Origin of the sequence: Pseudomonas sp. CFBP13508 (assembly GCF_005233515.1) — a bacterium.
In the GTDB taxonomy this organism is placed as follows: Bacteria; Pseudomonadota; Gammaproteobacteria; order Pseudomonadales; family Pseudomonadaceae; genus Aquipseudomonas; species Aquipseudomonas mercuritolerans.
Genome location: NZ_QFZZ01000002.1, coordinates 54,830 through 80,716 on the forward strand (window position 1 = coordinate 54,830; position 25,887 = coordinate 80,716).

The window sequence follows — 25,887 nt, forward strand, 5'->3', positions numbered from 1 at the left end:
AACCACTATTCGTAGTTCGCTGGACAACGAGCCTTACCGGCTTATTTTCAGAATTGGCTTCAGGGCTACTCGATAAGTAAATATTTGTATAAGTACGCAGAGAGCAATAAACCCCAGATTTGTCCAAGTGTACGCTTGGGGCGCGAAACCTGCCATTACGCAGGAGTAGCTGATGCGTAGAAAAATCAAAAAAGAAATGATATTCGGATTTTTTTTGAAAAAATAAACGGATGCGACCAACGATAGGTATAGAAACAGCGCCGCCCCCACCGCCCCCAAAGAACCCCACGCCATCAAAAATGGAAAGTACTCCGTACCGACGTTGATTACCGGCTCATCGAAAGGAATAGTGGACCCCAATGTTTCCACGCCACCGACCCCAGGAACCAATTGATTGATCAGAAAATCCGAGTCAATATAACCCTTTGCCATGATCGAGCTGAAGTTGTAGATACCAGCACCGATATAAAGCAAGATCCACTTCACTCCGGGAGAGGCTGCGCTATAAAAATCACTAAAAGGCAACGCAACCCAATCAAGACGCCCGGAACGAAATTGGCCCAGCTTGGCAAAAAGTAATAAGGCTCCAAACAAGCTCACAATCAGCATTTTCCACGGAATCTGACGTTTAGAGAAGAAGATCAAGGTTATCGCCAAACCATACACTGACGTAAAAAGACGATTTCGATCTAGAACGAGTACTGGAAACGCCAGTCCAACGGCGATAAAAATAAATTTCATGCGCTTATCTGCGTAGCACAGCAACCCTACTATCGGTAGCACCCAGCACATATTTGAAATATGTCGAACATGCGCTCGACCACCATCAAAGTTCGCGTAAATCTCTGGATTGCGTAGGGGCAAAGGAAATAATGTCAAATCGACTATGCATGCCCCCAAGATGATCCACGCCAAAAATTTTACCCAATAACACTCCGGCGACCGCTCAAAGGGTATTAGTTGCAGCTCTTTACGGGAAGGTAGGCGAATACCAAGAATTGTATCCAATACCAACGCCAAGGCTGCGACAACCATCAATATGGATATACCAACGGCATAACCACTCGGCAACTCAAACGTCAGCAATGCGATAAGGCAGCTACCGAATAAGGGCACCGAAAAGAACACTGCTGGGGAGCGCTGAAGATCTTTCACATGCCGCCCTTTTCAAATTGGATCATGCTTTAAATTTCCCAACAGCTGTGAGCACCATATAAGCCGTCATGTAAAAGCATGCCGTTAGCCATCGGCGCTTTAGAAACGCAATCTTCGCGCCTATCAAAAAACACTGCGCTTGAAGCATTCTCCTGTAAACACCTTTGAATTTTTTAACATGTTTCTGAGCAACTCGTCGTGACTCTTGAAGATTTTTGATCCTCGACAAAACATCCGATGTTCGACAAGTATTGCTGCTATGTACTCTGTAGGCGCAAACGGGCTCATCTATGAAACCCAGCGCGCCGTGCGCTGCGATGCGCAGGAAGAAATCCCAATCGTCAATGCGCAAGCCCTCATCCCAGCCTTCGCCAGTAGTGACATACGCTTTGCGTACCAAGGGAACCGGACCCGCTACTGCCCAATCTGAAATCACAGAGGCGATTATGCCATTTTCGGAAAGGTACTTTTGCTTGTCTGCTCGATGCAGATCTGTCATCCCGCTGTTGTGCACAACTTTGCCATTCTCGTCGACAACAATTGAATCGCCGATAACGGCAACCTTATCCGGTGAGCCCAATAGATAATTGACAAGCTTCTCACTACCGCCAGATAAAAAATAATCATCACTGGCACCCAATCGCAGGAACTCACCGGTCGCCATATTTGTAAGTTCATTTATAGTGGCAGTCACGCCCTTGTTGGCACGACTTCTATATAGGACCTTTATGCTATTGCCGTGAGCCGCAATCCATTGCTCAATGACCTTCGCAGTGTTGTCGCTGGAACCGTCGTCAATGATGACAATTTCTTTGTTGTCATAAATATCGGCCAAGATACTATCAAGACAACATTTTACGTATTGATCATGATTGTAAGCAGGTACGATGTAGGAAACTAAGGGAACCAATACCGCCTCCGGGCATTATTGCGACCGATATAAGGCGCATTAAAATAACTGCAATTTATATACTATCAACCGGGGTGAGTCAACCGCGCTCACCCCAGAACTCAAGAGTGCGTTTGCTCAGCATCGCCTTGTTGCGGCAGTAAAAGCTTCGAGACCGGCGCACCCTGAAGGACTCGAAAGCGAATAGCTGCGCGGTAACGTGCCGGCATCATTTCTCAACACTGGAGGTGCTGGCCGCCCGCTCAAGCTCACCTGCGTGAAACTTGATCGCCAAAACGAGCAAGGGCAAGTAAGCCAAAACCAAGCCGACCACACCATCCAGGCCGATCAAAACTACGCACAATGCGATTGGAATAAGCCAGAACGTATTTAGTGCCGCAACCCCAAGCGTTACCGGTAGATGTTTACCAAAATATCTGGCGGCGAATTGATAACCATGGCTGCGATGAGCCTCATAAATCTTATCACCGCGCAGACAGCGACGAATCAAGGTGAACGTTGCGTCTACTATGAACACACCAAGGAGAATCAATGTCGCCCAGAACAGGCTGGGTGACGTAGAAGCTGCGCTTATCGCAAAAATACCTAGAACCATTCCCAAGAATCCACTACCCGCATCGCCCATGAAAATTCTCGCAGGTGGGAAATTCCAGAACAAGAAACCTGCCGTTGCGCATGCCAGACATAGAGGAAGCCAAATCATTCCTTCAAAACCGCTGATCCAATAAAGCAACGCCAACCCGACGCACACGCAAATGGTCTCAACACTTGCTATGCCGTCAATACCGTCCATGAAGTTATACAGATTCAGCATCCACACGAGAAAAATTGCGGAGACCATGTAGCCGGCCCAACCTAAATCAATCGTGGCACCGAATACCTCAATTTCCGGCAAACCACCCATCCAGACCAATGCCCAAGCGGCTGCAGCGAAATGTCCCAATAACCGCCATCTGGCCGCTACGTGACCGTGATCGTCAATAAATCCAATGACTGCGATCAGCCCCCCCGCTCCAGCCACAGCGACCAGGAGAAATACCGGCACCAAATGCAGCCATGCCATGAGCGGCAGACTCAACAGAAAAACCAAAACGATCGCAACGCCCCCACCGCGCGGAGTAGGTATCGTATGCGAACTCCGGGAGTTCGGGACGTCGATAATTTTGCGAGCGAGTGCATATTGCCTTAACCACGCCGTCAACGCTAACGACAGAACACAAATAACGGGAAGGAACAACCACTGAACCATTAGATTACGCTCCATAAATTGTTACTGAGCGGCTCCGGCTTAACCGCCTCTACGGCTCATATGATGACTGAACGCCACCAAAACCGAAATTTACAAAAAATTGTTAGATACCCTCCAGACGCCGACGGAATTATACATAGCCGGAAAACTACGCTCAAAGCCTAAAATCGGCCATCATATCAAGCATTAACTTTTGTAGGGACTCAAGTTAAAAAACGCCTAGGACCACCATGACTAACAAGAAAATTCGATCGCGAAATCGGCGTCGCAATTTAGACCAATTCCGGATCAAAAAGGACCGGGAAATATCCCCTTCATTTGAAAGAGCATTTGGTAAGCCTTGCACTTTATCAGACAACAAATTTGAGATTTTATTAACTTCGGCGCGATACCAGCCGTTTCGCAATAAAGACAAACGACTGACAAGCGCCTTGAATCCAGAGTTCGCTCCAAATTGATTACTGTTATGTTGGCGATAGAGCATATGTGGTACGGCATCCATATACCAAGGCCGACCATTCGCCCTGAACCAGGCATACAAAAGCCAGTCGTGCAGCGACACCTCACCGACACGAGACCAATTTGCAACAATGAATCGTTTGAACTCGAGCGCGTCAGCGGTTTTTAGTACGTAGCTGCAACCTGGCCCGGCAGCTTCGAATAGAAAATCATATGTTCGCTGCGGCTGTACCTTGTTCAATAGAGCTTCGCGACCATCAGGCCAGAAGGCCATAACGTTGCCGGAATAAGCGCTGGCGCCTGATGAAGAAATTTTATCATGGGCGGCGGCCAGCTTATTTTCTAGCCAAATATCGTCCTGATCAGCAAGCGCCACGTAATCGAAATCGGAGAAATCCACATCCCGAATAAGCCTGAAAAAATTCCGCGCAGCTCCGCCAAAGCGCTCCCCGTAGGGAAGAATCTTGATTTGCGAATTGTCCAACGACAGCTGGCTAATAAACGCCTCAGTTCCATCAGAGGAGCTATCAACGCTGACGAAAATCGTTACCCGGACGTATTTCTGCTTCAGGATCGACTCCACCTGTGCCGGTAGCCACTGTACGCCGTTATAGGCAGCTAATAAGACAGCAATCTCAACCATATCCTGCAAAATCTCCTTTGGTTCTCACCGATCATCGGCAACGATGAATTGCAAAGCACTCACAATCGGCTGAAGTCATCCCGATCACCACCGTATGCCAACAGGATAGAGCATTTACCTACTAGCCACTTACATTGCTCGCTTTTCAAAGAGCGCGCGCCTACGCAATTTTTTATACAGACCACACAACCGCATCACTTCATTGTCGAAATGAACCGACGAGCTACCACAAAACAAAAAAGGAAATAGATCGCATAGTTTACAACAAATGCGTACATAGCTCCTACAAGACCGAAAGAATCAGTCAAAAAATAAGTCCAACCAATATATGTCATACTGAAAAAGACCTCTGAAAACACGAACAACCTGGTCATAGCCTTGGCGAGCATAATAAATGAAAGCACGAACGCCATAATTTTTATAACATCACCAAGCAATTGAGGAGCGTATAGATAAAGCGCACCTGCGAACTCATCCGAGAAAAGCACGTGAGTTATGACATCACGAAAAATATAAATACCTAAAGCTGACACCACAACCGCCGGAAACAAATACTGATAGGCAGATTTTATTTCGGCAACGAACAATTTACGATCGACAATCGACGATAGTTTCGGCAGATAATAAACAGTTATCGCCATGGTAATGAACAGAAGATAAGCCTCTGAGACTTTACTCACCGCTTGCCAATAACCGACCTGCTCCCAAGAAAACTTATCTGCCAGTATATTCCTCGTGGCAATTTGAACAACAGGAGCAAGAAGCGCTGATGTGAGAGTCATTAGTGCGAAGCGCGATAACTTTTTGACCGCCTCAACATCCCATCTCAGCAAAAAAAAGCTCCAGTCGAAATAGTTACTTCTCCTATAAAAAGCGAAACTCACCAGGAGCAAACTCGCCTGCGCGAGTAGAAACGCCAACAGTACACCATATAAATGAAAGTAATAACCCATTAACAATGGGGTCAGGACTCCAAGCGCTGCCCCGCCGACATGTACGGCCGCGAGACGCTTTACATCCATCATCCCGTTGATAATGGCAATGATAAGATTGTGTAAGGCTACAAAGATCTGAGCAAAAGCCAAGACAACGATCAGACTTTCATAGCGAGGATCACCGAGCAACCATAGTGCGATGCGTTCGCTAAATGCGAGAACAGCAACACACATAACAAAAGATGATACAAGAGAAAAGCAAAATGCTGAGTTGAGTAAGTTGTGTAGGGGAAGATTTTGCTCGCGATATTCAGCTACGTATTTAACTACACCGGCTCCAACTCCACCGCCTGAAAACACGACCAGCAGCGCTGTAAGGCTCATAAACTGGCCCAACTGTGCGACTCCTTCAGGGCCCGCCAAGACAGCCACAAACTTCATAACCAAGAAGCCCGATAATAAGCGGGCGACTGTGGCAACAGAGGTCAGCAGGCCGGTTCTTAGAATATTCAAAATCACAACCACTCAACGCAGCATTTAAATTAGATGCTTCAGCTCCTTTTGAAGCTGATGACCACCTATAACCAAATAGACCACAATATCAAGAGAAGGAATTCAGGCACTCGATTACCTGCCCCACCTCATCAGCCGACGTGACCGGACTTAATGGCAAGCTTAGAACCGTAGCGTGCAAAGAGTCAGTGATCGGGTGATGCTGAGAACCCAATTCTTTATAAGCATTTTGCTTATGCGGTGGAACGGGATAATGAATAAGCGTTTCAATACCATGACTGTGCAGATGGCTTTTCAGTTCATCGCGTTTCTCACTGCGCACGACAAATAGATGCCATACATGCTGCTCTTGGAGAGTCGGATGCGGCACCTTGATCAGAGGATTATTCAGGTGGGCGATGTACTGATTCGCCAAGGACCTTCTTACACTGATCTCATGATTCAGATATTGTAATTTTACCCGCAACATTGCTGCTTGGATTTCATCGAGACGGCTGTTGACGCCCTTATACTGGTTTTCATATTTCTTATAGCTTCCATAGTTCCCGAGAGCACGAACGACAGACGCTAGTTCTTGATCGTTTGTCGTGATAGCCCCTGCATCACCCAGAGCACCCAGATTTTTGCCTGGGTAGAAGCTGAACCCTGACGCATCGCCCCACGTTCCCGCACGACGACCATCAATACTTGCACCGTGAGCTTGAGCAGAATCTTCCAGCACCAGCAGGTCATGCTTCTTGGCCAATGCACATAGCAATGGCATATCTGCTAACTGCCCGTAAAGATGAACCGCCAATATGACTCTCGTTTTGCTGGTAATTGCAAGCTCGGCTAATCGAGCCGATAAGTTGAAGCTGTGTTCATCAGGCTCCACAAGTACTGGAACTAATCGATTCTCAGTGATGGCTAGAATACTGGCAATGTATGTGTTAGCAGGAACAATAACCTCATCGCCGTCCTGCAGCTTGCCCATTTCTCTCCAGGCCCTGAGCGTCAGATTCAAAGCGTCCAGGCCGTTAGCAACGCCAACACAGTATTTAGCACCGCAGAAGGCAGCGAATTCCTGCTCAAACTTTGTGAGCTCTTGGCCGCCAATATACCAACCGGAGTCAATAACCCTTGAACAAGCTTCCTTTAACTCACTGCCGTACGCCTGGTTTACTTTCTTCAAATCCAGAAAATTAATCATTAAGCACAATCTCATAAAAATCAATTATCATGGCGCGTGCGCCAAAGCTTTCTTTTTGAGCAAGTAAGCCAGAGTTGATATATTTGCCACCATCTTCAGTTGATACACCAAAGCTAAAATACTTGAACCCCTCGCTTGCACTCTCCTGGATACATGTCTCTATGAGGTGATCCAACGCACCTACTTCTTTACCCTCGGCGCTGGTCGCCAGATACTGGGTGTGAACAACCTCGCCGAATTTGAATAGCAAAGTCGCAGCCAAAATTTTCTCCTCAGCCACTACAACTCTGAGTGAAATATTATTAGGAAAAAGAGATGCCAATAATTCGAGTTCTTGCGAGGTATGCACCGGCGCAGCACCATGCTTTGCGAGCACGTCATGGAGTAACTCAATAAATCCTGTCCAGTCCTGCGAATCTGTAACAACGAGATTATTCTTTTTTGCACGCGCAATTAGCCATTTTCTTCCCTTGGAGAGCTTCAAGCGGTTATCCAGATATATAATACTAGACAGATCCCTACGAACTATTTCTGCTCCGACGCGAAATAAAGCATAGAGATCCTCTTGAGCCCCATGCCTAGAAAATATGTAAGGCATCGCCTTGTATACAATCTTGTCAAAGCCATTGTCTTTAGCGAAAAGCATTAAAGCCTGAACGCTTTCCAATACTGTTTCAGCCTTGACTTTCTGAGAAAGTACCAAACCGCCGTAGGTCAGACCACCATGACTTACCAGTACCTTTTCATTACGACTCCCTGGTAGTACAGCAACCAGAACCTTGTCCTCATAAATCATCAATGACGCGTCGACGAAACGATCAGCGTGATACTCCATGAAACTTCTTTTAAAAATGAACAACGGTGTTTTTGAGTCTAAAACGAAGCTATCCCACTCTTCTTTTCTAGCAGGCGTATAAAACTCGCACTCTACCATGCCAACAACTCCGCCACGCCAAAACCTTCAGCCCCCATATTATTTCCATTATAGAAGCAGTAAGTTTTATTACCTGCGCTAACCAGCCTTGGATAGCAAAGGTGCGTTGAATCAAACCCGCCTTCCGAAAGCTCCAGACCAAACTGCTCGTCCTGACGCTGCCATACTTTACCGTCGTCTGAAACAGCGACACCTGGGAAATAGTCGAGACCGGATGTCCCACCTTTTGTGTAAAACATGTAGTACTTATCTTCAAACTTGTACACGGACGGCCGGCCGATCCGGTACTCATCACCTTCGACATCAATACACAACAGTTCGTCTTGGTTGAATACTTGGCCGTCAACAGATTCGGTATACCAAATATTATAATCGGGATAATGCTGACCGTTGATCAACGTCCACGAGTCTCCCACGGCGAACCAGACTTTCCAGACATTGTCTTCAAATAAAACCGAATGAATTGCCCGAATTGTCGTTCCACCGTCGGCTCGGTCCATTACCGGCACCTCGGATACACGATGAAATGTTTCACCGCCATCGCTGCTTTCTGCGAGTCCTGTAAAGGCTAAAAACTTGGCCCGTTTGACTATCTGGAAGCCGACATAGTACATCCGCAGAACGTTGCCGCATCTGAGTACATCACCCAAAATAACGCCGTTATCGTCGAAACAGCCGTCCCGACCACGATCAAGGACTGGTGCATCGGATATCTTTAATACTTGTGTAGGGTCTTGGGCATCGACATCGACGTATCCGATTCGACTAATGCCTTCTGCATCTCTGAAACCTGCATAGACACGAATTACTTTTTCGTTCAGCAGAATCGGTGTAGGCGTCAACGCAGAACTTTTCTTCCAATCATTTGTCCCTGCTGGAGAAAAAACATGACCTAGTTTGCTCCACTTCATGACGCCTTCCCTTACAATTTAACACTTAATGAACTTTTTTTGGCGAGCTCTTTTGCTGGTGAGCCGTAGTAAATACGCTCTGGCTCTTTCAGGTCTTTCGATACTAATGAACCTGAAGCTACAATACAGTCTCGCGCGATAGTCACATGATCATTAAGCGTCGAATTGACCCCTAAGAAACAGGATTCGCCAATTCGGCAGTAGCCTGATACGACAACGTGCGAAGAAATAAAGCAGTTATCCTCGATTACCGAACGGTGCCCGATGTGATTGCCACTCCACAAAATCACATTGTCGCCAATCTCGACAAAAGGTTGAACCGTGTTATTTTCAAAAATAAAGCAATTTTCACCTATTTTTGCATTTCGCCATACAAAAGCACGCGAGCTTATGTACGTCGCACATCTATAGCCCTTGTCTTTAACAGCATGATACAGACGCGTTCTCAGGCGGTTAAGCTGGGAGGCTGGAATCGCCACAAATGCTTCATATTCTGCGGGCGGAAAGCGCTCTTGCATTTCTTCAAAAGGAACGATGGGCAAATCATATAACTCGGAGCTTTCGATGTATTCCCGCTCAACTGCGAAGCCGCACACTTCGTAACTGGAGTCATATGTAAAATATTCATAGGCGATCATTGCCAGCTCACCGGCACCTGCAATAACTACCTTCTTATTTTTTTCCATCATTCACCTCCTTGATAAATTTATCATAATCACGGATATAGTCAGATTCATCATAGTAATCGCTCGCCAACACGAGAAGAACGCAGTCACTACTGAATTCATGCATTTCACGCCAAATCATGTTACGAATCACCAATGCTTTATTGGCTGAATCCAAACGCATTTCTCGCCTGGTAATGCCATCATCGATGATCATCTTGCAACTGCCGGAAACGCAAATAGCCATCTGTTCCAGACGACGATGAGCATGGTAACCACGACCCACATCAGGTAGCGTACCGTAAATGTAATAAACCCGTTTAATCGCGAAAGGAATGTTCAAGCCCGGCTCCAGCGCAATCAAACTGCCGCGCTGATCGCCGATTACTTTCAAGTCTATCCATTCGGTGGTTCCGTGAAGATATCCGGAATAGAGATCGACATCTCTCAAAAGCGGTGCGGCGGCGTCTTCACTGCTCACAATTATCTGCGACAAATCGGGCCACTTCGCACCTGTTGCCGGATCGTCCCATTTGATGAGCCGCTCAGACTCTCCATTTCTTTCATGAGAAGTCTTGCAAAAAAGTTGCGTTTCATCTTCTAGCGCAAGAAACCCGTGCGCGAATCCCTCAGGGATCCATAGCGAGCGCTGGGCGTTGGCATCCAGCTCAACACTCACTGATTTTCCACATGTGGCGGAATCGCGACGCACGTCCAGAGCCACCACATAAGCCGCCCCTTTTATCACGCTGATGAGATTGCCTTGAGCATGGGGTTGCAGCTGATAACGCAGGCCGCGGAGTTCACCTTTCTTTAACTGCAGATGAATATCTTGCACCAGCGGCTGCGGCAATGTGAGACCCGCCGTTTTAAACGCATCGTGAAATGCACACTGATCAAAACTGTAAGTAGATAACCGGTCCGACCCCTCATGAGCCTCCGATTCCACTATAGCGACACCCGCTATCGAAGTTCGAAGCAGCTTCACGAGCGCCGACCTTCATCAAGAATCTTCTGCAAATATTGCCCGTAACCGGTCTTTTTCAATTTTTGGGCTTGTACTTGCAGCTCACCCGCCGCTATCCAACCGCTGTTAAAAGCAATTTCTTCCAGGCAAGCGACTTTGAGGCCTTGGCGTTTCTCGATCGTGTGCACAAAGTGACTGGCTTCCAACAGCGAGTCATGTGTGCCAGTGTCAAGCCAGGCGAACCCTCGCCCGAGCATTTCCACACTGAGCGCCTTGCGCTCCAGGTACGCTCGATTGACATCAGTTATTTCGAGCTCGCCGCGTTCAGAAGGTTTGATATTCTTGGCGATTTCTACAACATTGTTATCGTAAAAATACAACCCAGTAACCGCATAATTCGATTTCGGTTTTGTCGGTTTTTCCTCGATACTCAACGCCCGTCCCGAACTGTCGAATTCAACGACACCAAATCGCTCGGGATCTGAAACGTGGTAACCAAATACGGTTGCACCTTGCTCCTGCGCCATTGCAGTGCGCAAGTTGTCGGAGAAGTGCTGACCGTAAAAAATGTTATCGCCAAGGATCAAACAGCAAGGATCCTTACCAATGAATTCTTCAGCGATCAGAAAAGCCTGAGCCAAGCCGTCCGGACTCGGCTGTTCTTCATAAGTCAAACTGATACCGTATTGACTACCATCACCTAGCAACTTCTGAAAACAAGGCAGATCTTCGGGAGTTGAAATGATTAAAATGTCTCGCATGCCTGCGAGCATCAACACTGACAGCGGATAGAAGATCATCGGCTTGTCGTAGATGGGCAGCATCTGCTTAGACACGCCCAAGGTCAACGGGTGCAAGCGCGTGCCCGAGCCGCCGGCGAGGATGATGCCTTTACGATTTGTCGTGGTCATTTGTTCAGAACTTCCCTAAGCATTCGGGTTACACCACTTTGCCAATCCGGCAAGTGTAGAGAAAAATTGTGCCGTAGCTTCTGTGTATTCAATCTAGAATTCAGAGGGCGACGCGCGGGCGTTGGATAAGCAATTGTCTCGATCGGATTGACTGCCTGGACGGCAAGCTGCTCGCCATTGTCTTGAGCAAACTTGATGATATAGCTGGCATAACCGTGCCACGAAATTTCTCCACCAGCGGCCAGATGATACAAGCCGGACAACTCAGGCTCCTGCAAAACCTTGCGTATAGCCAAAGCGGTCACATCACCAACCAATTCAGCCCCCGTGGGCGCGCCTACCTGATCGGCAATTACATTCAATGTGTCGCGATCCTTCGCCAGACGCAGCATGGTCTTGGCGAAGTTATTACCTCGAGCGCTATAAATCCAACTCGTGCGAAAAATCAGGTGCTTGCAGCCAGAAGCAAAGATGGCCTGCTCACCTGCGAGCTTGCTTGCGCCATACTGATTTACCGGTGCAACGGAGTCTGTTTCCTGCCAAGGCGTCGTGCCTTGGCCGCTGAAGACGTAATCAGTTGAATAATGAATCAACCACGCACCCAGGGCTGCTGCTTCTTCGGCCATGAGCTGGATCGCTCTGGCGTTCACTCGATTAGCCAGCTCCGCTTCCGATTCAGCCTTGTCAACGGCCGTGTATGCGGCCGCATTGACAATAATCCTAGGTTTGATGTGCCGGATAGTCTTTCGCAGCGCATCCAGATCGGACAAATCGCCGCATAATCCATCGACTGCATGACGATCAAGAGCAACCAGCTCACCCAACGGCGCCAGTGAGCGCTGTAGCTCCCAGCCCACCTGACCGTTCTTGCCCAGCAGAAGAATTCTCATGCTTTGTTCGAACGATCCGTGTAGTTCTGATCAATCCACTGCTGGTAGCTACCGCTCTTCACGTGCTCGACCCACTCGGTGTTATTCAGATACCACTCGACAGTCTTGCGAATACCGGTTTCGAAAGTCTCTTCCGGAGTCCAGCCCAGTTCACGCTGGATCTTGCTCGCGTCGATTGCATAACGCACGTCATGACCAGGGCGATCCTGAACATAAGTAATCAGGCTGGCGTGAGGACGATGGGCAGAATCAGGACGCAATTCATCAAGCAACGCACACAAGGTATGCACCACTTCGATGTTTTGTTTTTCGTTATGGCCACCGATGTTGTAGGTCTCTCCGATTACGCCCTCGGTGACGACTTTGTACAGCGCACGTGCGTGATCTTCGACGTACAGCCAGTCACGAACCTGGTTGCCTTTGCCGTACACTGGCAGTGGCTTGCCTTCCAGTGCATTGAGAATGATCAGCGGGATCAGCTTCTCAGGGAAGTGGCATGGGCCGTAGTTGTTCGAGCAGTTGGTGACCAGTGTCGGCAGGCCATAAGTGCGCGCCCAAGCCCGGACCAAGTGGTCGGAGCTGGCCTTGCTGGCGGAGTATGGCGAGCTTGGCTGGTAAGGTGTGGTTTCGGTGAAGAGGTCTTCCGGACCTTCGAGGTCTCCGTAAACTTCGTCAGTCGAAATATGGTGGAAGCGGAAGCTGGCTTTGCGGGGGGCGTCCAGAGCAGCCCAGTAGTGGCGCGCCGCTTCGAGCAGCGTGTAGGTGCCAATAATGTTGGTCTGGATGAACTCGGACGGGCCGGAGATCGATCGGTCGACGTGGGATTCTGCGGCCAGGTGCATGATCGCATCAGGTTGGTGTTCACGCAGGACGCGGTCGATCTGGTCACGATCGCAGATATCGACGCGTTCGAAGGCGTAACGCGAATCCTGGCTGACTTCTGCCAGGGACTCCAGGTTACCGGCGTAAGTCAGCTTGTCGACGTTGACCACCGCATCGGAAGTGTTGGAGATGATGTGACGAATAACTGCCGAGCCAATGAAGCCGGCGCCGCCGGTAACTAGAATTTTCACGCGAAACGATACCCTTGAGCTGCGGACAGCGCTGCCAGCGAGCGCGGTCTAATCCATGAGTGCAGAGGCCACTTTCAGTTGGCATCCGTCAGAGTCAGTCTGAATCGACATGCATTGAGGCACGATCGAACAAGGGACGCATTTTACAGCTTAATGATGGTTTTACTAATGGATAAAGACAGGCTGAGGCGCAATTTCGACAGATGCCGTGCGCCTGCCGCTTTCAGACCAGTCGCTTGCGTGAGACTCTGGACGCACGCCCTAGAAACCAGCCCAATACCGGGCCGATCAGCATACCGACCAGCAAAGCCAAAACTGCAACAACCGACACCGGCAACTGCGGACCGTAGAATCCAAAAAACAAAAGCGATACTGACTGTTGATTTTCGAGCACAAACGCCAGAACAACCAGAACCATCAGCAGAATAAAAACACCTAACAGCATGCGTTTCAAATTACGCATTCACGCGCCCTCGAATTTGAATAGCGAAGATCAAGCGCCCTCCTCCTCTTCCTCATTCACGCGGTCACGCAATTCCTTGCCCGGTTTGAAATGCGGAACGAATTTACCGTCCAGACTTACCGACTGGCCGGTCTTTGGATTGCGGCCGACGCGCGGTGCGCGGTAGTGCAGGGAGAAGCTGCCAAATCCACGGATCTCGATACGATCACCGGTGGCGAGGCACTGAGACATTTGTTCAAGCATGGTCTTGATGGCCAGCTCCACATCCTTGGATGAGAGTAGCCCTTGATGGGTGACAATTCGTTCGATCAACTCCGACTTCGTCATATTTTTCCCTTCTTTTTCAAGCAGCTAGATCAGCGCTTGAAAGGTTTTAGCATGCCCGGAAGATTTTGAACAGCCCAGGGATTGACATATCTTTCCCGGCGTTAAAACGCCCATATTCAGGGCACTCCAGTGGCGAGTCGGATCGCCGCCGCCCTAACGACACATCACCAGCATGGTCCGGGTTACAAAGCCTGCCGGGTTGAAGCCAAACGGGTATTCGTCTTCATCTTTCGCATCATCAGAGCGGGTGATGACTTTGTAGCCTTTGCCTTTGCATTCCTTGGCCGCACGCTTCTGGCACTTCTCCCAACCGGAACCAAGCCCGGAGCAGTCGACCTCGATACCACTGACGCCGCGCACCGCATGGGTTTTCGCACTGGTGGTGCAACCTGCCAGCGCCAGGACCACTGCAACAACAAGTAACTTGTTCATCCACTTCCTTATGCCAGGCAAGCCTGACGACTAATGCTCAAGACCAAGCTTAGTCGCGAATAGGCGATTGATCCGATTAAAGAAACAGACCCGCAGGCGAAGCCATTGGTTTCATGCACGGACGTACAAGAACCAAATCGCAGGCACAAAAAAGGGCGACCGAAGTCGCCCTTTTTAATGATCAAGCAGAACTCAGTTCTGTTTGGCCATTGCTTGACGCAGCAGTGCCGCCATAGTGGTGTCGGCTGCTTCGCCTTCCGGAGCTGCTTTCAGGCTCTGGATGGCTTCTTTCTCTTCAGCGTCGTCTTTCGACTTGATCGAGAGCTGGATTACGCGGCTCTTGCGGTCAACGCTGATGATCTTGGCTTCAACTTCCTGGCCTTCTTTCAGAACGTTGCGCGCGTCTTCAACGCGGTCACGGCTGATTTCGGAGGCTTTCAGGGTAGCTTCGATGTCGTCGGCCAGAACGATGATGGCGCCTTTGGCGTCAACTTCTTTCACGGTACCGGTCACGATAGCGCCCTTGTCGTTAACCGAGACGTACTCGGAGAACGGATCGCTTTCCAGTTGCTTGATGCCCAGGGAGATGCGCTCGCGCTCTGGATCAACCGACAGGATGACGGTGTCCAGCTCGTCGCCCTTCTTGAAACGACGTACGGCTTCTTCGCCCACTTCGTTCCAGGAGATGTCGGACAGGTGAACCAGACCGTCGATGCCGCCGTCCAGACCAATGAAGATACCGAAATCGGTGATCGACTTGATGGTGCCGGAGATCTTGTCGCCCTTGTTGAACTGGCCAGAGAAGTCTTCCCATGGGTTCGACTTGCACTGCTTGATGCCCAGGGAGATACGACGACGCTCTTCGTCGATGTCCAGAACCATGACTTCCACTTCGTCGCCGACTTGTACGACTTTCGAAGGGTGGATGTTCTTGTTGGTCCAGTCCATTTCCGAAACGTGTACCAGACCTTCAACGCCTTCTTCCAGCTCAGCGAAGCAGCCGTAGTCGGTCAGGTTGGTTACACGAGCGGTAACGCGAGTGCCTTCTGGGTAACGGGCTTTGATAGCAACCCATGGATCTTCGCCCAGTTGCTTCAGGCCCAGGGAAACACGGTTGCGTTCGCGATCGTATTTCAGAACCTTGACGTCGATTTCGTCACCAACGTTGACGATCTCGGAAGGATGCTTGATGCGCTTCCAGGCCATGTCGGTGATGTGCAGCAGGCCGTCCACGCCACCCAGATCGACGAATGCGCCGTAATCGGTGAGGTTTTTGACGATACCTTTGACTTGCTGGCCTTCCTGCAGGGATTCCAGCAGAGCTTCACGCTCGGCGGAGTTCTCGGCTTCGAGGACGCTGCGACGGGAAACGACAACGTTGTTGCGCTTCTGGTCCAGCTTGATGACCTTGAATTCCAGCTCTTTGCCTTCCAGGTGCGTGGTGTCGCGCACTGGACGGACGTCAACCAGGGAACCTGGCAGGAACGCACGGATGCCGTTAACGTCGACAGTGAAGCCGCCTTTAACCTTACCGTTGATAACGCCCTTGACCACTTCCTCGGCTGCGAAGGCTGCTTCCAGAACGATCCAGCATTCAGCGCGCTTGGCTTTTTCACGGGACAGCTTGGTTTCGCCAAAGCCGTCTTCAACCGAATCCAGAGCAACGTGAACTTCATCACCAACGTTGATGTTCAGTTCGCCAGCATCGTTGTAGAACTGCTCAAGCGGGATGAGTGCTTCAGACTTCAGACCAGCGTGAACGGTTACCCAGCGAGCCTGGTAATCGATATCAACGATAACACCGGTGATGATGGAGCCTGCCTGAAGGTTCAGGGTTTTCAGGCTTTCTTCAAAGAGTTCCGCAAAGCTTTCGCTCATTTTAATTCCTGTAGATGAGGGCGAAGTAAACGCCCATCTCCACACCCCAGACGGTGTGGGTTAGTTTCATTTAAAAGAAGCACCGCAGGACTATGACTGGTCCCCTGCGACCCTCTTGGTCACCCGGCGATATCGCGAATGGCGATCTCGCTCATGATGCGTTCAAGCACCTGATCGATGGAAAGCTCCGTTGAATCCAGCTGAATCGCGTCGGCCGCCGGCTTGAGCGGGGCTACTGCGCGCTGGGTGTCACGCTCATCGCGTGCACGGATCTCATCTAGCAGACTCGACAGACTAACACCCTCGACTTTGCCCTTCAACTGCAAATATCGACGGCGCGCCCGCTCCTCGGCACTGGCGGTGAGGAAAATCTTCAGTGGTGCATCCGGAAAAACCACCGTGCCCATGTCGCGGCCGTCGGCCACCAGGCCTGGCGCTTCCTGGAAAGCACGCTGGCGCTGCAGCAGCGCCTCGCGCACAGCGGGCAGCGCAGCCACTTGCGAGGCGCCGGAACCGACGCTTTCGGTGCGGATGACATCACTGACTTCGTCGCCTTCCAGAATGATCCGCTGCAGCTGACCTTCGGTCGCGGCGATGAACTGCACATCCAGATGAGCGGCCAATGTCTTCAGCAGCTCTTCATTGGTCAGGTCGACGCCATGGTTGTGCGCAGCAAACGCGAGCAAGCGATAAAGCGCACCGGAATCCAGCAGGTTCCAGCCCAGACGCTTGGCCAGAATCCCGGCGACCGTGCCTTTGCCGGAGCCGCTTGGCCCATCGATGGTGATGACCGGTGCAATGTTTTTCACGACTGAGCCTCTTGTGCCACACGAATGCCGACTTGCCCGCACAGCGCGAGGAAGTTGGGGAACGAGGTCGCGACGTTGGCGCAATCATGGATGCGGATCGGTGCGGTAGCGCGCAACGAGGCAACGCTGAAGGCCATGGCGATACGGTGGTCGCCGTGCCCGTGCACTTCACCGCCGCCGATCTGGCCGCCGTCGATGATGATGCCGTCCGGGGTCGGTTCGCACTTGACGCCCAGCGCCAGCAAACCGTCCGCCATGACCTGAATCCGGTCGGATTCCTTGACCCGCAGCTCTTCGGCGCCGGTCAGCACGGTACGCCCTTCGGCGCACGCAGCCGCAACGAACAGGACCGGGAATTCGTCGATCGCCAGCGGCACCAGTTCTTGCGGAATCTCGATACCCTTGAGTTTAGCTGCCCGCACGCGCAAGTCAGCCACTGGCTCGCCGCCAACTTCACGCTGGTTTTCCAGAGTGATATCGGCCCCCATCAAACGCAGGATATCGATCACGCCAGTACGGGTCGGGTTGATGCCGACGTGCTCCAGCACCAGCTCCGAACCCTCGGCGATCGAGGCTGCAACCAGGAAGAACGCCGACGACGAGATATCGCCCGGCACTTCGATGTGAGTCGCGGTGAGCTTGCCGCCGGACTCGACCGAAGCCGTGGCGCCGTCGACGCTGACCGGGTAGCCGAAACCACGCAGCATGCGCTCGGTGTGATCGCGGGTTGGCGCAGGCTCGGTGACGGTGGTCTTGCCTTCGGCGTAGAGACCGGCGAGCAGCAGGCAGGATTTCACTTGGGCGCTGGCCATCGGCATGGTGTAGGTCAGACCTTTGAGCTTGTGACCACCGCGAATGGTCATCGGTGGACGACCTTCAGCAGCGGTTTCGATCACGGCGCCCATTTCTCGCAGAGGATTGGCCACGCGATTCATCGGACGCTTCGACAGCGATGCATCGCCGGTCAAGGTGCTGTCGAAGTTCTGCGCCGCCAGCAGGCCGGAGAGGAGACGCATCGACGTGCCGGAGTTGCCCAGATAGATCGGGCCAGGCGCAGGTTTCAGGCCGTGCAGGCCGACACCGTGAATGGTCACGCGGCCGTGGTGCGGGCCTTCGATGACTACGCCCATGTCGCGAAATGCCTGCAAGGTCGCCAGGGCGTCTTCGCCCTCGAGGAAGCCTTCGACTTCGGTGACGCCTTCGGCCAGCGAGCCGAGCATGATCGAACGGTGGGAAATCGATTTGTCGCCCGGTACGCGAATCCGACCGGACAGGCGGCCACCAGGTTGAGCCAGGAAGATCAGATCGTTGGAATTCATAGCGTCCACATAGGCCCTGCGGGCCAGGATTTTACTGAAATGCTCGCGGGCAACCCGGGCGCGCGTGAAAACGCCCAATAATTGGTGCCCATCCCCTGCATCGACCGCGTCGCGCAAGGCGTCGAGGTCGCTGCGAAATGTATCGAGTGTGCGCAGGACAGCCTCGCGGTTGGCGAGGAAGATGTCGTGCCACATCACCGGGTCGCTTCCGGCGATTCTTGTGAAGTCGCGAAAACCACCGGCAGCGTAACGGAAGATCTCCAGATTTTCATTGCGCTTGGCCAATGAATCGACCAGACCGAAGGCCAGCAGGTGCGGCAGATGGCTGGTCGCGGCGAGGACTTCGTCGTGACGCTCGACCTGCATGTGCTCGACATCGGCACCCAATTCACGCCACAGGCGATCGACCACCGCGAGCGCCGCAGGATCGGTCTGCTCGAGCGGCGTCAGGATCACCTTGTGCCGGCGGAATAGCTCGGCATTCGAGGCTTCCACCCCACTCTGCTCGGAACCGGCAATCGGGTGCCCGGGGACGAAGCGCGCCGGCATGCCGCCAAACGCCTCGGTCGCCGCGCGCACCACGTTGCCCTTGGCACTGCCGACATCCGTAAGAATCGCCTGCCCCAGATCCATGACAGCCAGGCGCGCGAGCAGCTTTTCCATTGCCAGAATCGGCACCGCCAGCTGAATCACATCGGCACCGACGCAAGCCGCCGCCAAGTCGTCTTCGCAGCGATCGACCACACCCAATTCGACCGCGAGCTTGCGCGATTGCGGATCCAGATCGACGCCGACCACTTCACGGCACAGGCCGCTTTCTCGCAAACCCTTGGCAAACGAACCACCGATCAACCCCAGACCGACCACCACGAGGCGACCGATCATAGGTGCAGCAGGTTGCAGCGCAGTGACATCAACCACGAGCCAGAACCTTGCGCAGCGCCTCGAGGAAACGGCTGTTTTCTGCCGGCAGACCGATGGTCACGCGCAAGTGGTTCGGCATGCCGTAATTGGCCACCGGACGCACGATCACGCCTTCGCGCAGCAAGCCTTGGAAGACCGGCGCCGCGACCTGGCCAAGATCGACGCAGATGAAGTTGCCTTTGGACTCGATCCAGCTCAGTCCCAGCTCACGGAAACCCGCCTGCAACTGCTGCATTCCGGATTCGTTGAGCTGACGGCTTTGCGCCAGATATTCCTCGTCCTTCAGCGCCGCACACGCCGCCGCCAGCGCGAGGCTGTTGACGTTGAATGGCTGACGAACGCGGTTCAGCACGTCCGCCACCACAGGCGTCGACAAGCCATAACCGACGCGCAGCGCGGCCAGGCCATAGGCCTTGGAGAAGGTGCGCGACACCAGCAGGTTCGGGTACGCCGCGAGGAAGTCGAGACCGTCCGGCAAATCACTGCCTTCGGCGTACTCGATGTAAGCCTCGTCGAGGACTACCAGCACATGCTCGGGAACATCTTGCAGGAACTCATCCAGCGCTTCAGCGCCGAACCAGGTGCCGGTCGGGTTGTTCGGGTTGGCGATGAACACCACGCGGGTGTTGGCATCGATGGCCGCAAGCATCGCCGGCAGGTCATGACCCCAGTCTTTGGCTGGAACGACTTTGGCCTGCGCACCGACAGCTTGGGTAGCAATCGGATATACGGCGAAAGCGTGCTCACTGAACACCGCATTCAGGCCCGGCGCCAGATAGGCACGCGCAACCAGTTCAAGAATATCGTTGGAGCCGTTGCCCAGCGTGACCTGATTCAGCTCGACGCGGCACTGCTCGGCCAGCAGCGATTTCAGAGCGAAACCATTGCCGTCGGGGTAACGGGTCAGCTCGGCCAGCTCTTCGCGAATCGCCGCCAGCGCCTTTGGACTGGCGCCCAGCGGGTTTTCGTTGCTCGCCAGTTTGACGATTTTTGCCGGATCCAGATCCAGCTCGCGCGCCAGTTCGTCCACAGGCTTGCCCGGAACGTACGGCGAAAGTTGTTGCACGCCCGGCTGTGCCAGAGCGAGGAAGTTGCCACTCATTTGCTACCGCCCCTTAGAGAACTGCTTTCGGGTAGGAACCCAGCACTTTGAGTGCTACTGCTTCCTGACTGATCTTTTCCAGCACACCTTTGATCAACGGATCGCGGTGGTGGCCGACGAAGTCGATGAAGAACACGTAGGTCCATTTGCCGCTGCGCGACGGTCGGGTTTCGATGCGGGTCAGGTCGATGCCATTGTCGTGGAACGGCACCAGCAGCTCATGAAGTGCGCCGGGCTTGTTGCTCATCGACACGATGATCGAGGTCTTGTCGTCGCCGGTCGGCGGCACTTCCTGGTTACCGATCATCAGGAAGCGCGTGGAGTTGTCCGGACGATCTTCGATCTTCTCGGCCAGGCGCGTCAGGCCGTACAGCCCCGCCGCCATGTCGCCAGCAATGGCCGCCGAATTCCACTCACCCTTGACCCGTTTGGCCGCTTCGGCGTTGCTCGACACCGCGACGCGTTCGACATTCGGGTAATGCGCGTCCAGCCACTTGCGGCACTGGGCCAGCGACTGCGCGTGGGAATAGATGCGACTGATGCTGTCGGTCTTGGTGTTTTCGCCGACCAGCAGATGATGGTGGATGCGCAGCTCGACTTCGCCACAGATCACCATGTCGTGTTCGAGAAAGCTGTCCAGCGTGTGGTTGACCGCGCCTTCGGTGGAGTTTTCCACCGGCACCACGCCGAAATTCACCGCACCGGCGGCGACTTCACGGAACACTTCGTCGATCGCCGCCATCGGCTTGCTGATCACCGCGTGACCGAAGTGTTTCATCGCTGCCGCTTGGGTGAAGGTACCTTCAGGGCCGAGGTACGCCACTTTCAGTGGCTGCTCCAGTGCCAGGCACGACGACATGATTTCGCGGAACAGCCGCGCCATCTCTTCGTTGCCCAGCGGCCCCTGGTTGCGCTCCATCACACGCTTGAGCACCTGAGCTTCGCGCTCGGGACGATAGAACACCGGCACTTCGCCTTCGGCCAGCGAGGCCATCTTCACGCGGGCGACTTCCTGGGCGCAACGCGCACGCTCACTGATCAGCTCGAGGACTTTGGTGTCCAGAGCGTCGATGCGAACGCGCAGTGCCTTGAGTTCTTGCTCGGACATCAGCCGTGTTCCTTCTCGAATTCCGCCATGTACGCCACCAGCGCGTTGACCGCGGTGATGTCGACGGCGTTGTAGATGGAGGCGCGCATGCCGCCCACCGAACGGTGGCCCTTGAGGTTGAGCAGGCCGCGCTCGTCGGCACCGGCGAGGAACGGCTTGTCCAGACGATCGTCAGCCAGACGGAACGGCACGTTCATCCACGAGCGATCCGACTTGTTGATCGGGTTGCTGTAGAGGCCGCTGGCATCGATGAAGTCGTACAGGGTGCGTTGCTTGACGTCGTTGAGTTTGGCAATCGCTTCGACGCCGCCCTGCTCTTTCAGCCACTGGAACACCAGACCGGACAAGTACCAGGCCAGCGTCGGCGGGGTGTTGTACATCGAACCGTTATCAGCCGCGACCTTGTAGTTGAGCATGGTCGGGCACAGCGAGCGGGCCTTGCCGAGCAGGTCTTCGCGGATGATGTTGACGACGATGCCGCTCGGGCCGATGTTCTTCTGCGCGCCGGCGTAGATCATGCCGAAACGCGAGATGTCGACCGGGCGCGAGAGGATGTCCGAAGACATATCGGCGACCAGCGGCACGTCACCGGTTTGCGGGATCCACTGGAATTCCAGACCGCCGATGGTTTCGTTCGGCGCGTAGTGAACGTAAGCGGCGTCTTTCGACAGGTTCCACTCGTTCTGGCCGGGGATGGCGAAATAGTCGTAAGGCTTGGCAGTGGCAGCAACGTTGACGTGGCCGTAGCGCGAGGCTTCTTCGATGGCTTTCTGCGACCAGATACCGGTGTCGATGTAGTCGGCCGAGCCGCCTTCCGGCAACAGGTTCAGCGGGATCTGCGCGAACTGTTGGCTGGCGCCACCCTGGAGGAACAGCACTTTGTAGTTCGACGGGATATTCAGCAGGTCACGCAGATCCTGCTCGGCCTGGGTGGCGATGGACACGAACTCATCGCTGCGATGGCTCATTTCCATGACCGACAGACCCTTGCCGTGCCAATCAAGGAGTTCACCCTGGGCGCGCTGCAGGACAGCTTCAGGCAGCGCCGCCGGACCGGCGCAGAAGTTATAGGCTCGCTTGCTCACATCCAATCTCGCTCTGATTTGGTGGTATCACGCAATAAATCACACTACCGATCAACATGGCCCTGTGGGAGCGAGCCTGCTCGCGAATGCATCACCGCGGTGCTTCAGAGGTACCGCAGCGCCTGCTTTCGCGAGCAGGCTCGCTCCCACAGGGGATCTCCATGATGTCGAAAATTCATACCGGACAAATAACAAGGGGGCGAATTCTCATCCGCCCCCTCGTTTGTCCGCTTATTCCTGCGGTTCTTCGTCTGCTGCGGCGTCGAGTTGCTGGTCGTCTGCGGCCTCGTCGATACCGACGGTGCCTGCGATTTCCTCGCCCTCTTCACCTTCGAGCTCTTCGCCTTCGATTTCCGAAGGCTCCTGAACCCGCTCCAGCCCGACCAGGGTTTCATCCTTGGCCAGCTTGATCAGCGTCACGCCCTGTGTGTTACGACCCAGGCTCGACACTTCGTCGACACGGGTACGCACCAGAGTGCCCTGATCGGAGATCAGCATGATTTCTTCGCCGTCGAGCACCTGCACCGCGCCGACCAGACGGCCGTTGCGCTCGTTGCTGACCATGGCGATCACGCCCTGACCGCCACGCTTGTACTCAGGGAACTCGGTGATCGCGGTGCGCTTGCCATAACCACGCGCCGAAGCGGTGAGGATCTGGCTGCCTTCTTCCGGGATCAGCATGGAAATCAGCTTCTGCCCTTCCGGCAGACGCATGCCGCGCACACCGCGAGCGGTACGGCCCATGGCACGCACGTCGGACTCTTTGAAACGGGTGACCTTGCCGCCGTCGGAGAACAGCATCACTTCGCGCTCACCATCGGTGATGGCCGCAGAGATCAGCACGTCGCCTTCGTCCAGTTCCAGCGCGATCAGACCGACGCTGCGCTGACGGCTGAAGGATTCCAGCGGGGTCTTCTTCACGGTGCCGTTGGCGGTGGCCATGAAGATGTAGTGACCTTCGGTGTATTCCTCGACCGGCAGCATGGTGGTGATGTATTCACCGTCATCCAGCGGCAGCAGATTGACCAGCGGACGACCACGGGCCGCGCGGGATGCTTCCGGAATCTCGTAGGTCTTGAGCCAGTACACCTTGCCCTTGCTGGAGAACAGCAGCAGCGTGGTGTGGCTGTTGGCGACCAGCAGGTGAGCGATGTAGTCCTCGTCCTTGACGCCGGTAGCCGATTTGCCTTTGCCGCCACGACGCTGAGCCTGGTACGCAGCCAGCGGCTGGGTCTTGGCGTAGCCACCGTGGGAGATGGTCACGACGCGCTCTTCTTCCGGGATCATGTCGCCCAGGGTCAGGTCGAGACGGGCATCGAGAATTTCGGTGCGGCGCACGTCGCCGTATTCGGCGCGGATCACTTCCAGCTCTTCGCGGATTACTTCCATCAGGCGCACAGCGCTGTTGAGGATGCGGATCAGCTCGCCGATCTGGTTGAGGATCTCTTGATACTCGGCCAGCAGCTTCTCGTGCTCCAGACCGGTCAGACGGTGCAGGCGCAATTCCAGAATCGCTTGCGCCTGTTCTGGCGAAAGGAAGTACTTGCCTTCGCGCAGGCCATATTGCGGATCGAGGTTTTCCGGACGGCACGAATCGGCACCGGCACGTTCAACCATCGCCACCACAGCCGAGGATTCCCAAGGCGTGCTGATCAGCGCTTCCTTGGCTTCCGACGGTGTTGGCGAAGCCTTGATCAGGGCGATTACCGGATCGATGTTCGACAGCGCAACAGCCTGACCTTCGAGAATGTGCCCGCGCTCGCGCGCCTTGCGCAGTTCGAACACGGTACGACGGGTGACCACTTCGCGACGGTGACGGACGAAGGCTTCCAGCAGATCCTTGAGGTTAAGGATGCGCGGGCGGCCGTCGATCAGCGCGACGATGTTGATGCCGAATACCGATTGCAGCTGGGTCTGGGCGTAGAGGTTGTTGAGGATCACCTCAGGCACTTCGCCGCGACGCAGTTCGATCACGACGCGCATACCGTCCTTGTCGGACTCGTCGCGCAGCTCAGTTATGCCTTCGAGCTTCTTCTCTTTGACCAGCTCGGCGATCTTCTCGATCAGACGCGCCTTGTTCAGCTGGTAAGGCAGCTCGGTGATGACGATCTGCTGACGGCCACCGACCTTGTCGATGTCTTCGATGATCGAGCGGGCACGCATGTAAATGCGCCCGCGACCGGTGCGGTAGGCTTCGATGATGCCGGCGCGACCGTTGATGATCGCAGCCGTCGGGAAGTCCGGACCGGGAATGTATTGCATCAGCTCATCGACGGTCAGCTCAGGGTTGTCGATGAGGGCCAGGCAACCGTCGATGACTTCACCGAGGTTGTGCGGCGGAATGTTGGTCGCCATGCCTACGGCGATACCGCTGGAACCGTTGACCAGCAGGTTCGGCACGCGGGTCGGCATGACTGCCGGGATCAGTTCGGTACCGTCGTAGTTCGGCACCCAGTCCACGGTTTCCTTGTGCAGGTCAGCCAGCAGCTCGTGCGCCAGCTTGGTCATGCGCACTTCGGTGTATCGCATGGCCGCAGCGTTGTCGCCGTCGACCGAACCGAAGTTGCCCTGACCGTCGACCAGCAGGTAGCGCAGGGAGAAAGGCTGGGCCATACGAACGATGGTGTCGTACACGGCAGTGTCACCGTGCGGGTGATACTTACCGATCACGTCGCCGACGACACGGGCAGATTTCTTGTACGGCTTGTTGTAGTCGTTGCCCAGCTCGCTCATCGCGAACAGTACGCGACGGTGCACGGGCTTGAGGCCATCGCGCGCATCCGGCAGTGCACGGCCGACGATCACGCTCATTGCGTAGTCGAGGTAGGACTGTTTCAGCTCGTCTTCGATATTGACCGGGAGGATTTCTTTGGCCAGTTCGCCCATGAGAAGCCTGATTCCTTTTTCTGGTGAAACTTCGTCATATCCATGTGGGAGCAACGAAGCTCGTCGGGGCCGGCCGAGTGCCATGCGCCGACTTACGACAAATCAACATTGGATCGCGGATTTGCGCAGTAAAGACAGCTCCGTGGAGCC

The 25,887-nt window shown here is 53.8% G+C and carries 23 protein-coding genes; all 23 read right to left on the bottom strand.

Annotated elements, in window-relative coordinates:
* Window positions 1-33: 33 nt before the first annotated feature.
* Entirely contained in the window at window positions 34-1,155 is a 1,122-nt protein-coding gene (locus tag PspCFBP13508_RS04725; protein ID WP_137213835.1) for a hypothetical protein, read from the bottom strand.
* A 22-nt stretch (window positions 1,156-1,177) separates the two neighbouring features.
* Window positions 1,178-2,065 carry a glycosyltransferase gene (locus tag PspCFBP13508_RS04730; protein ID WP_137213836.1) on the bottom strand — a complete coding sequence of 296 codons (888 nt, stop codon included), beginning with the start codon at window positions 2,063-2,065 and terminating at the stop codon, window positions 1,178-1,180.
* A gap of 208 nt (window positions 2,066-2,273) precedes the next feature.
* A complete protein-coding gene (locus PspCFBP13508_RS04735; protein ID WP_137213837.1) occupies window positions 2,274-3,314 on the bottom strand; it encodes a glycosyltransferase family 4 protein in 1,041 nt (346 codons plus the stop codon).
* Window positions 3,315-3,522: 208 nt separating this feature from the next.
* The gene (locus tag PspCFBP13508_RS04740; protein WP_137213838.1) at window positions 3,523-4,416 is read right to left on the bottom strand and encodes a glycosyltransferase; all 894 of its coding nucleotides are present in this window, start codon (window positions 4,414-4,416) and stop codon (window positions 3,523-3,525) included.
* Window positions 4,417-4,610: 194 nt separating this feature from the next.
* Complete coding sequence (locus tag PspCFBP13508_RS04745; RefSeq protein WP_206665446.1) at window positions 4,611-5,870, bottom strand: O-antigen translocase; 1,260 nt, start codon at window positions 5,868-5,870, stop codon at window positions 4,611-4,613.
* A gap of 82 nt (window positions 5,871-5,952) precedes the next feature.
* Complete coding sequence (locus tag PspCFBP13508_RS04750) at window positions 5,953-7,053, bottom strand: DegT/DnrJ/EryC1/StrS family aminotransferase (RefSeq protein ID WP_137213839.1); 1,101 nt, start codon at window positions 7,051-7,053, stop codon at window positions 5,953-5,955.
* Window positions 7,046-7,987, bottom strand: a complete 942-nt coding sequence (locus PspCFBP13508_RS04755; protein ID WP_137213840.1) for a GNAT family N-acetyltransferase — start codon at window positions 7,985-7,987, stop codon at window positions 7,046-7,048. Before PspCFBP13508_RS04755 ends, PspCFBP13508_RS04750 begins: the two co-directional genes overlap by 8 nt.
* Window positions 7,981-8,898, bottom strand: a complete 918-nt coding sequence (locus PspCFBP13508_RS04760; RefSeq protein ID WP_137213841.1) for a hypothetical protein — start codon at window positions 8,896-8,898, stop codon at window positions 7,981-7,983. The genes PspCFBP13508_RS04755 and PspCFBP13508_RS04760 overlap by 7 nt, the downstream gene beginning before the upstream one ends.
* 11 nt (window positions 8,899-8,909) lie before the next feature.
* A complete protein-coding gene (locus PspCFBP13508_RS04765) occupies window positions 8,910-9,584 on the bottom strand; it encodes an acetyltransferase (RefSeq protein ID WP_137213842.1) in 675 nt (224 codons plus the stop codon).
* A complete protein-coding gene (locus PspCFBP13508_RS27805; protein WP_137213843.1) occupies window positions 9,571-10,551 on the bottom strand; it encodes a WxcM-like domain-containing protein in 981 nt (326 codons plus the stop codon). The genes PspCFBP13508_RS04765 and PspCFBP13508_RS27805 overlap by 14 nt, the downstream gene beginning before the upstream one ends.
* On the bottom strand, window positions 10,548-11,441 hold the full coding sequence (gene rfbA / locus PspCFBP13508_RS04775; RefSeq protein ID WP_137213844.1) for a glucose-1-phosphate thymidylyltransferase RfbA: 894 nt from the start codon (window positions 11,439-11,441) through the stop codon (window positions 10,548-10,550). Before rfbA ends, PspCFBP13508_RS27805 begins: the two co-directional genes overlap by 4 nt.
* A complete protein-coding gene (gene rfbD / locus PspCFBP13508_RS04780) occupies window positions 11,438-12,331 on the bottom strand; it encodes a dTDP-4-dehydrorhamnose reductase (protein ID WP_137213845.1) in 894 nt (297 codons plus the stop codon). The genes rfbA and rfbD overlap by 4 nt, the downstream gene beginning before the upstream one ends.
* The gene (gene rfbB / locus PspCFBP13508_RS04785) at window positions 12,328-13,404 is read right to left on the bottom strand and encodes a dTDP-glucose 4,6-dehydratase (protein ID WP_137213846.1); all 1,077 of its coding nucleotides are present in this window, start codon (window positions 13,402-13,404) and stop codon (window positions 12,328-12,330) included. The genes rfbD and rfbB overlap by 4 nt, the downstream gene beginning before the upstream one ends.
* Window positions 13,405-13,627: 223 nt before the next feature.
* Window positions 13,628-13,867 carry a lipopolysaccharide assembly protein LapA domain-containing protein gene (locus tag PspCFBP13508_RS04790; RefSeq protein ID WP_137213847.1) on the bottom strand — a complete coding sequence of 80 codons (240 nt, stop codon included), beginning with the start codon at window positions 13,865-13,867 and terminating at the stop codon, window positions 13,628-13,630.
* Window positions 13,868-13,897: 30 nt separating this feature from the next.
* Window positions 13,898-14,194, bottom strand: a complete 297-nt coding sequence (gene ihfB / locus PspCFBP13508_RS04795; protein WP_007950920.1) for an integration host factor subunit beta — start codon at window positions 14,192-14,194, stop codon at window positions 13,898-13,900.
* 153 nt (window positions 14,195-14,347) lie between these two features.
* On the bottom strand, window positions 14,348-14,626 hold the full coding sequence (locus tag PspCFBP13508_RS04800) for a hypothetical protein (protein WP_110646032.1): 279 nt from the start codon (window positions 14,624-14,626) through the stop codon (window positions 14,348-14,350).
* A gap of 192 nt (window positions 14,627-14,818) precedes the next feature.
* Window positions 14,819-16,504: a 30S ribosomal protein S1 gene (gene rpsA / locus PspCFBP13508_RS04805; protein ID WP_016770920.1), complete on the bottom strand. Its 1,686-nt coding sequence runs from the start codon at window positions 16,502-16,504 to the stop codon at window positions 14,819-14,821.
* A gap of 119 nt (window positions 16,505-16,623) precedes the next feature.
* Window positions 16,624-17,313, bottom strand: coding sequence for a (d)CMP kinase (gene cmk / locus PspCFBP13508_RS04810; protein ID WP_024013869.1), 690 nt, complete (start codon window positions 17,311-17,313; stop codon window positions 16,624-16,626).
* Entirely contained in the window at window positions 17,310-19,517 is a 2,208-nt protein-coding gene (locus PspCFBP13508_RS04815) for a bifunctional prephenate dehydrogenase/3-phosphoshikimate 1-carboxyvinyltransferase (protein WP_241669502.1), read from the bottom strand. Before PspCFBP13508_RS04815 ends, cmk begins: the two co-directional genes overlap by 4 nt.
* Window positions 19,518-19,545: 28 nt before the next feature.
* Window positions 19,546-20,658, bottom strand: coding sequence for a histidinol-phosphate transaminase (hisC, locus tag PspCFBP13508_RS04820; RefSeq protein WP_137213849.1), 1,113 nt, complete (start codon window positions 20,656-20,658; stop codon window positions 19,546-19,548).
* Window positions 20,659-20,671: 13 nt separating this feature from the next.
* A complete protein-coding gene (gene pheA, locus PspCFBP13508_RS04825) occupies window positions 20,672-21,766 on the bottom strand; it encodes a prephenate dehydratase (protein WP_016770924.1) in 1,095 nt (364 codons plus the stop codon).
* A complete protein-coding gene (gene serC, locus PspCFBP13508_RS04830) occupies window positions 21,766-22,851 on the bottom strand; it encodes a 3-phosphoserine/phosphohydroxythreonine transaminase (RefSeq protein WP_038860448.1) in 1,086 nt (361 codons plus the stop codon). Before serC ends, pheA begins: the two co-directional genes overlap by 1 nt.
* 231 nt (window positions 22,852-23,082) lie before the next feature.
* On the bottom strand, window positions 23,083-25,737 hold the full coding sequence (gyrA, locus tag PspCFBP13508_RS04835) for a DNA gyrase subunit A (protein WP_137213850.1): 2,655 nt from the start codon (window positions 25,735-25,737) through the stop codon (window positions 23,083-23,085).
* Window positions 25,738-25,887: the final 150 nt, after the last annotated feature.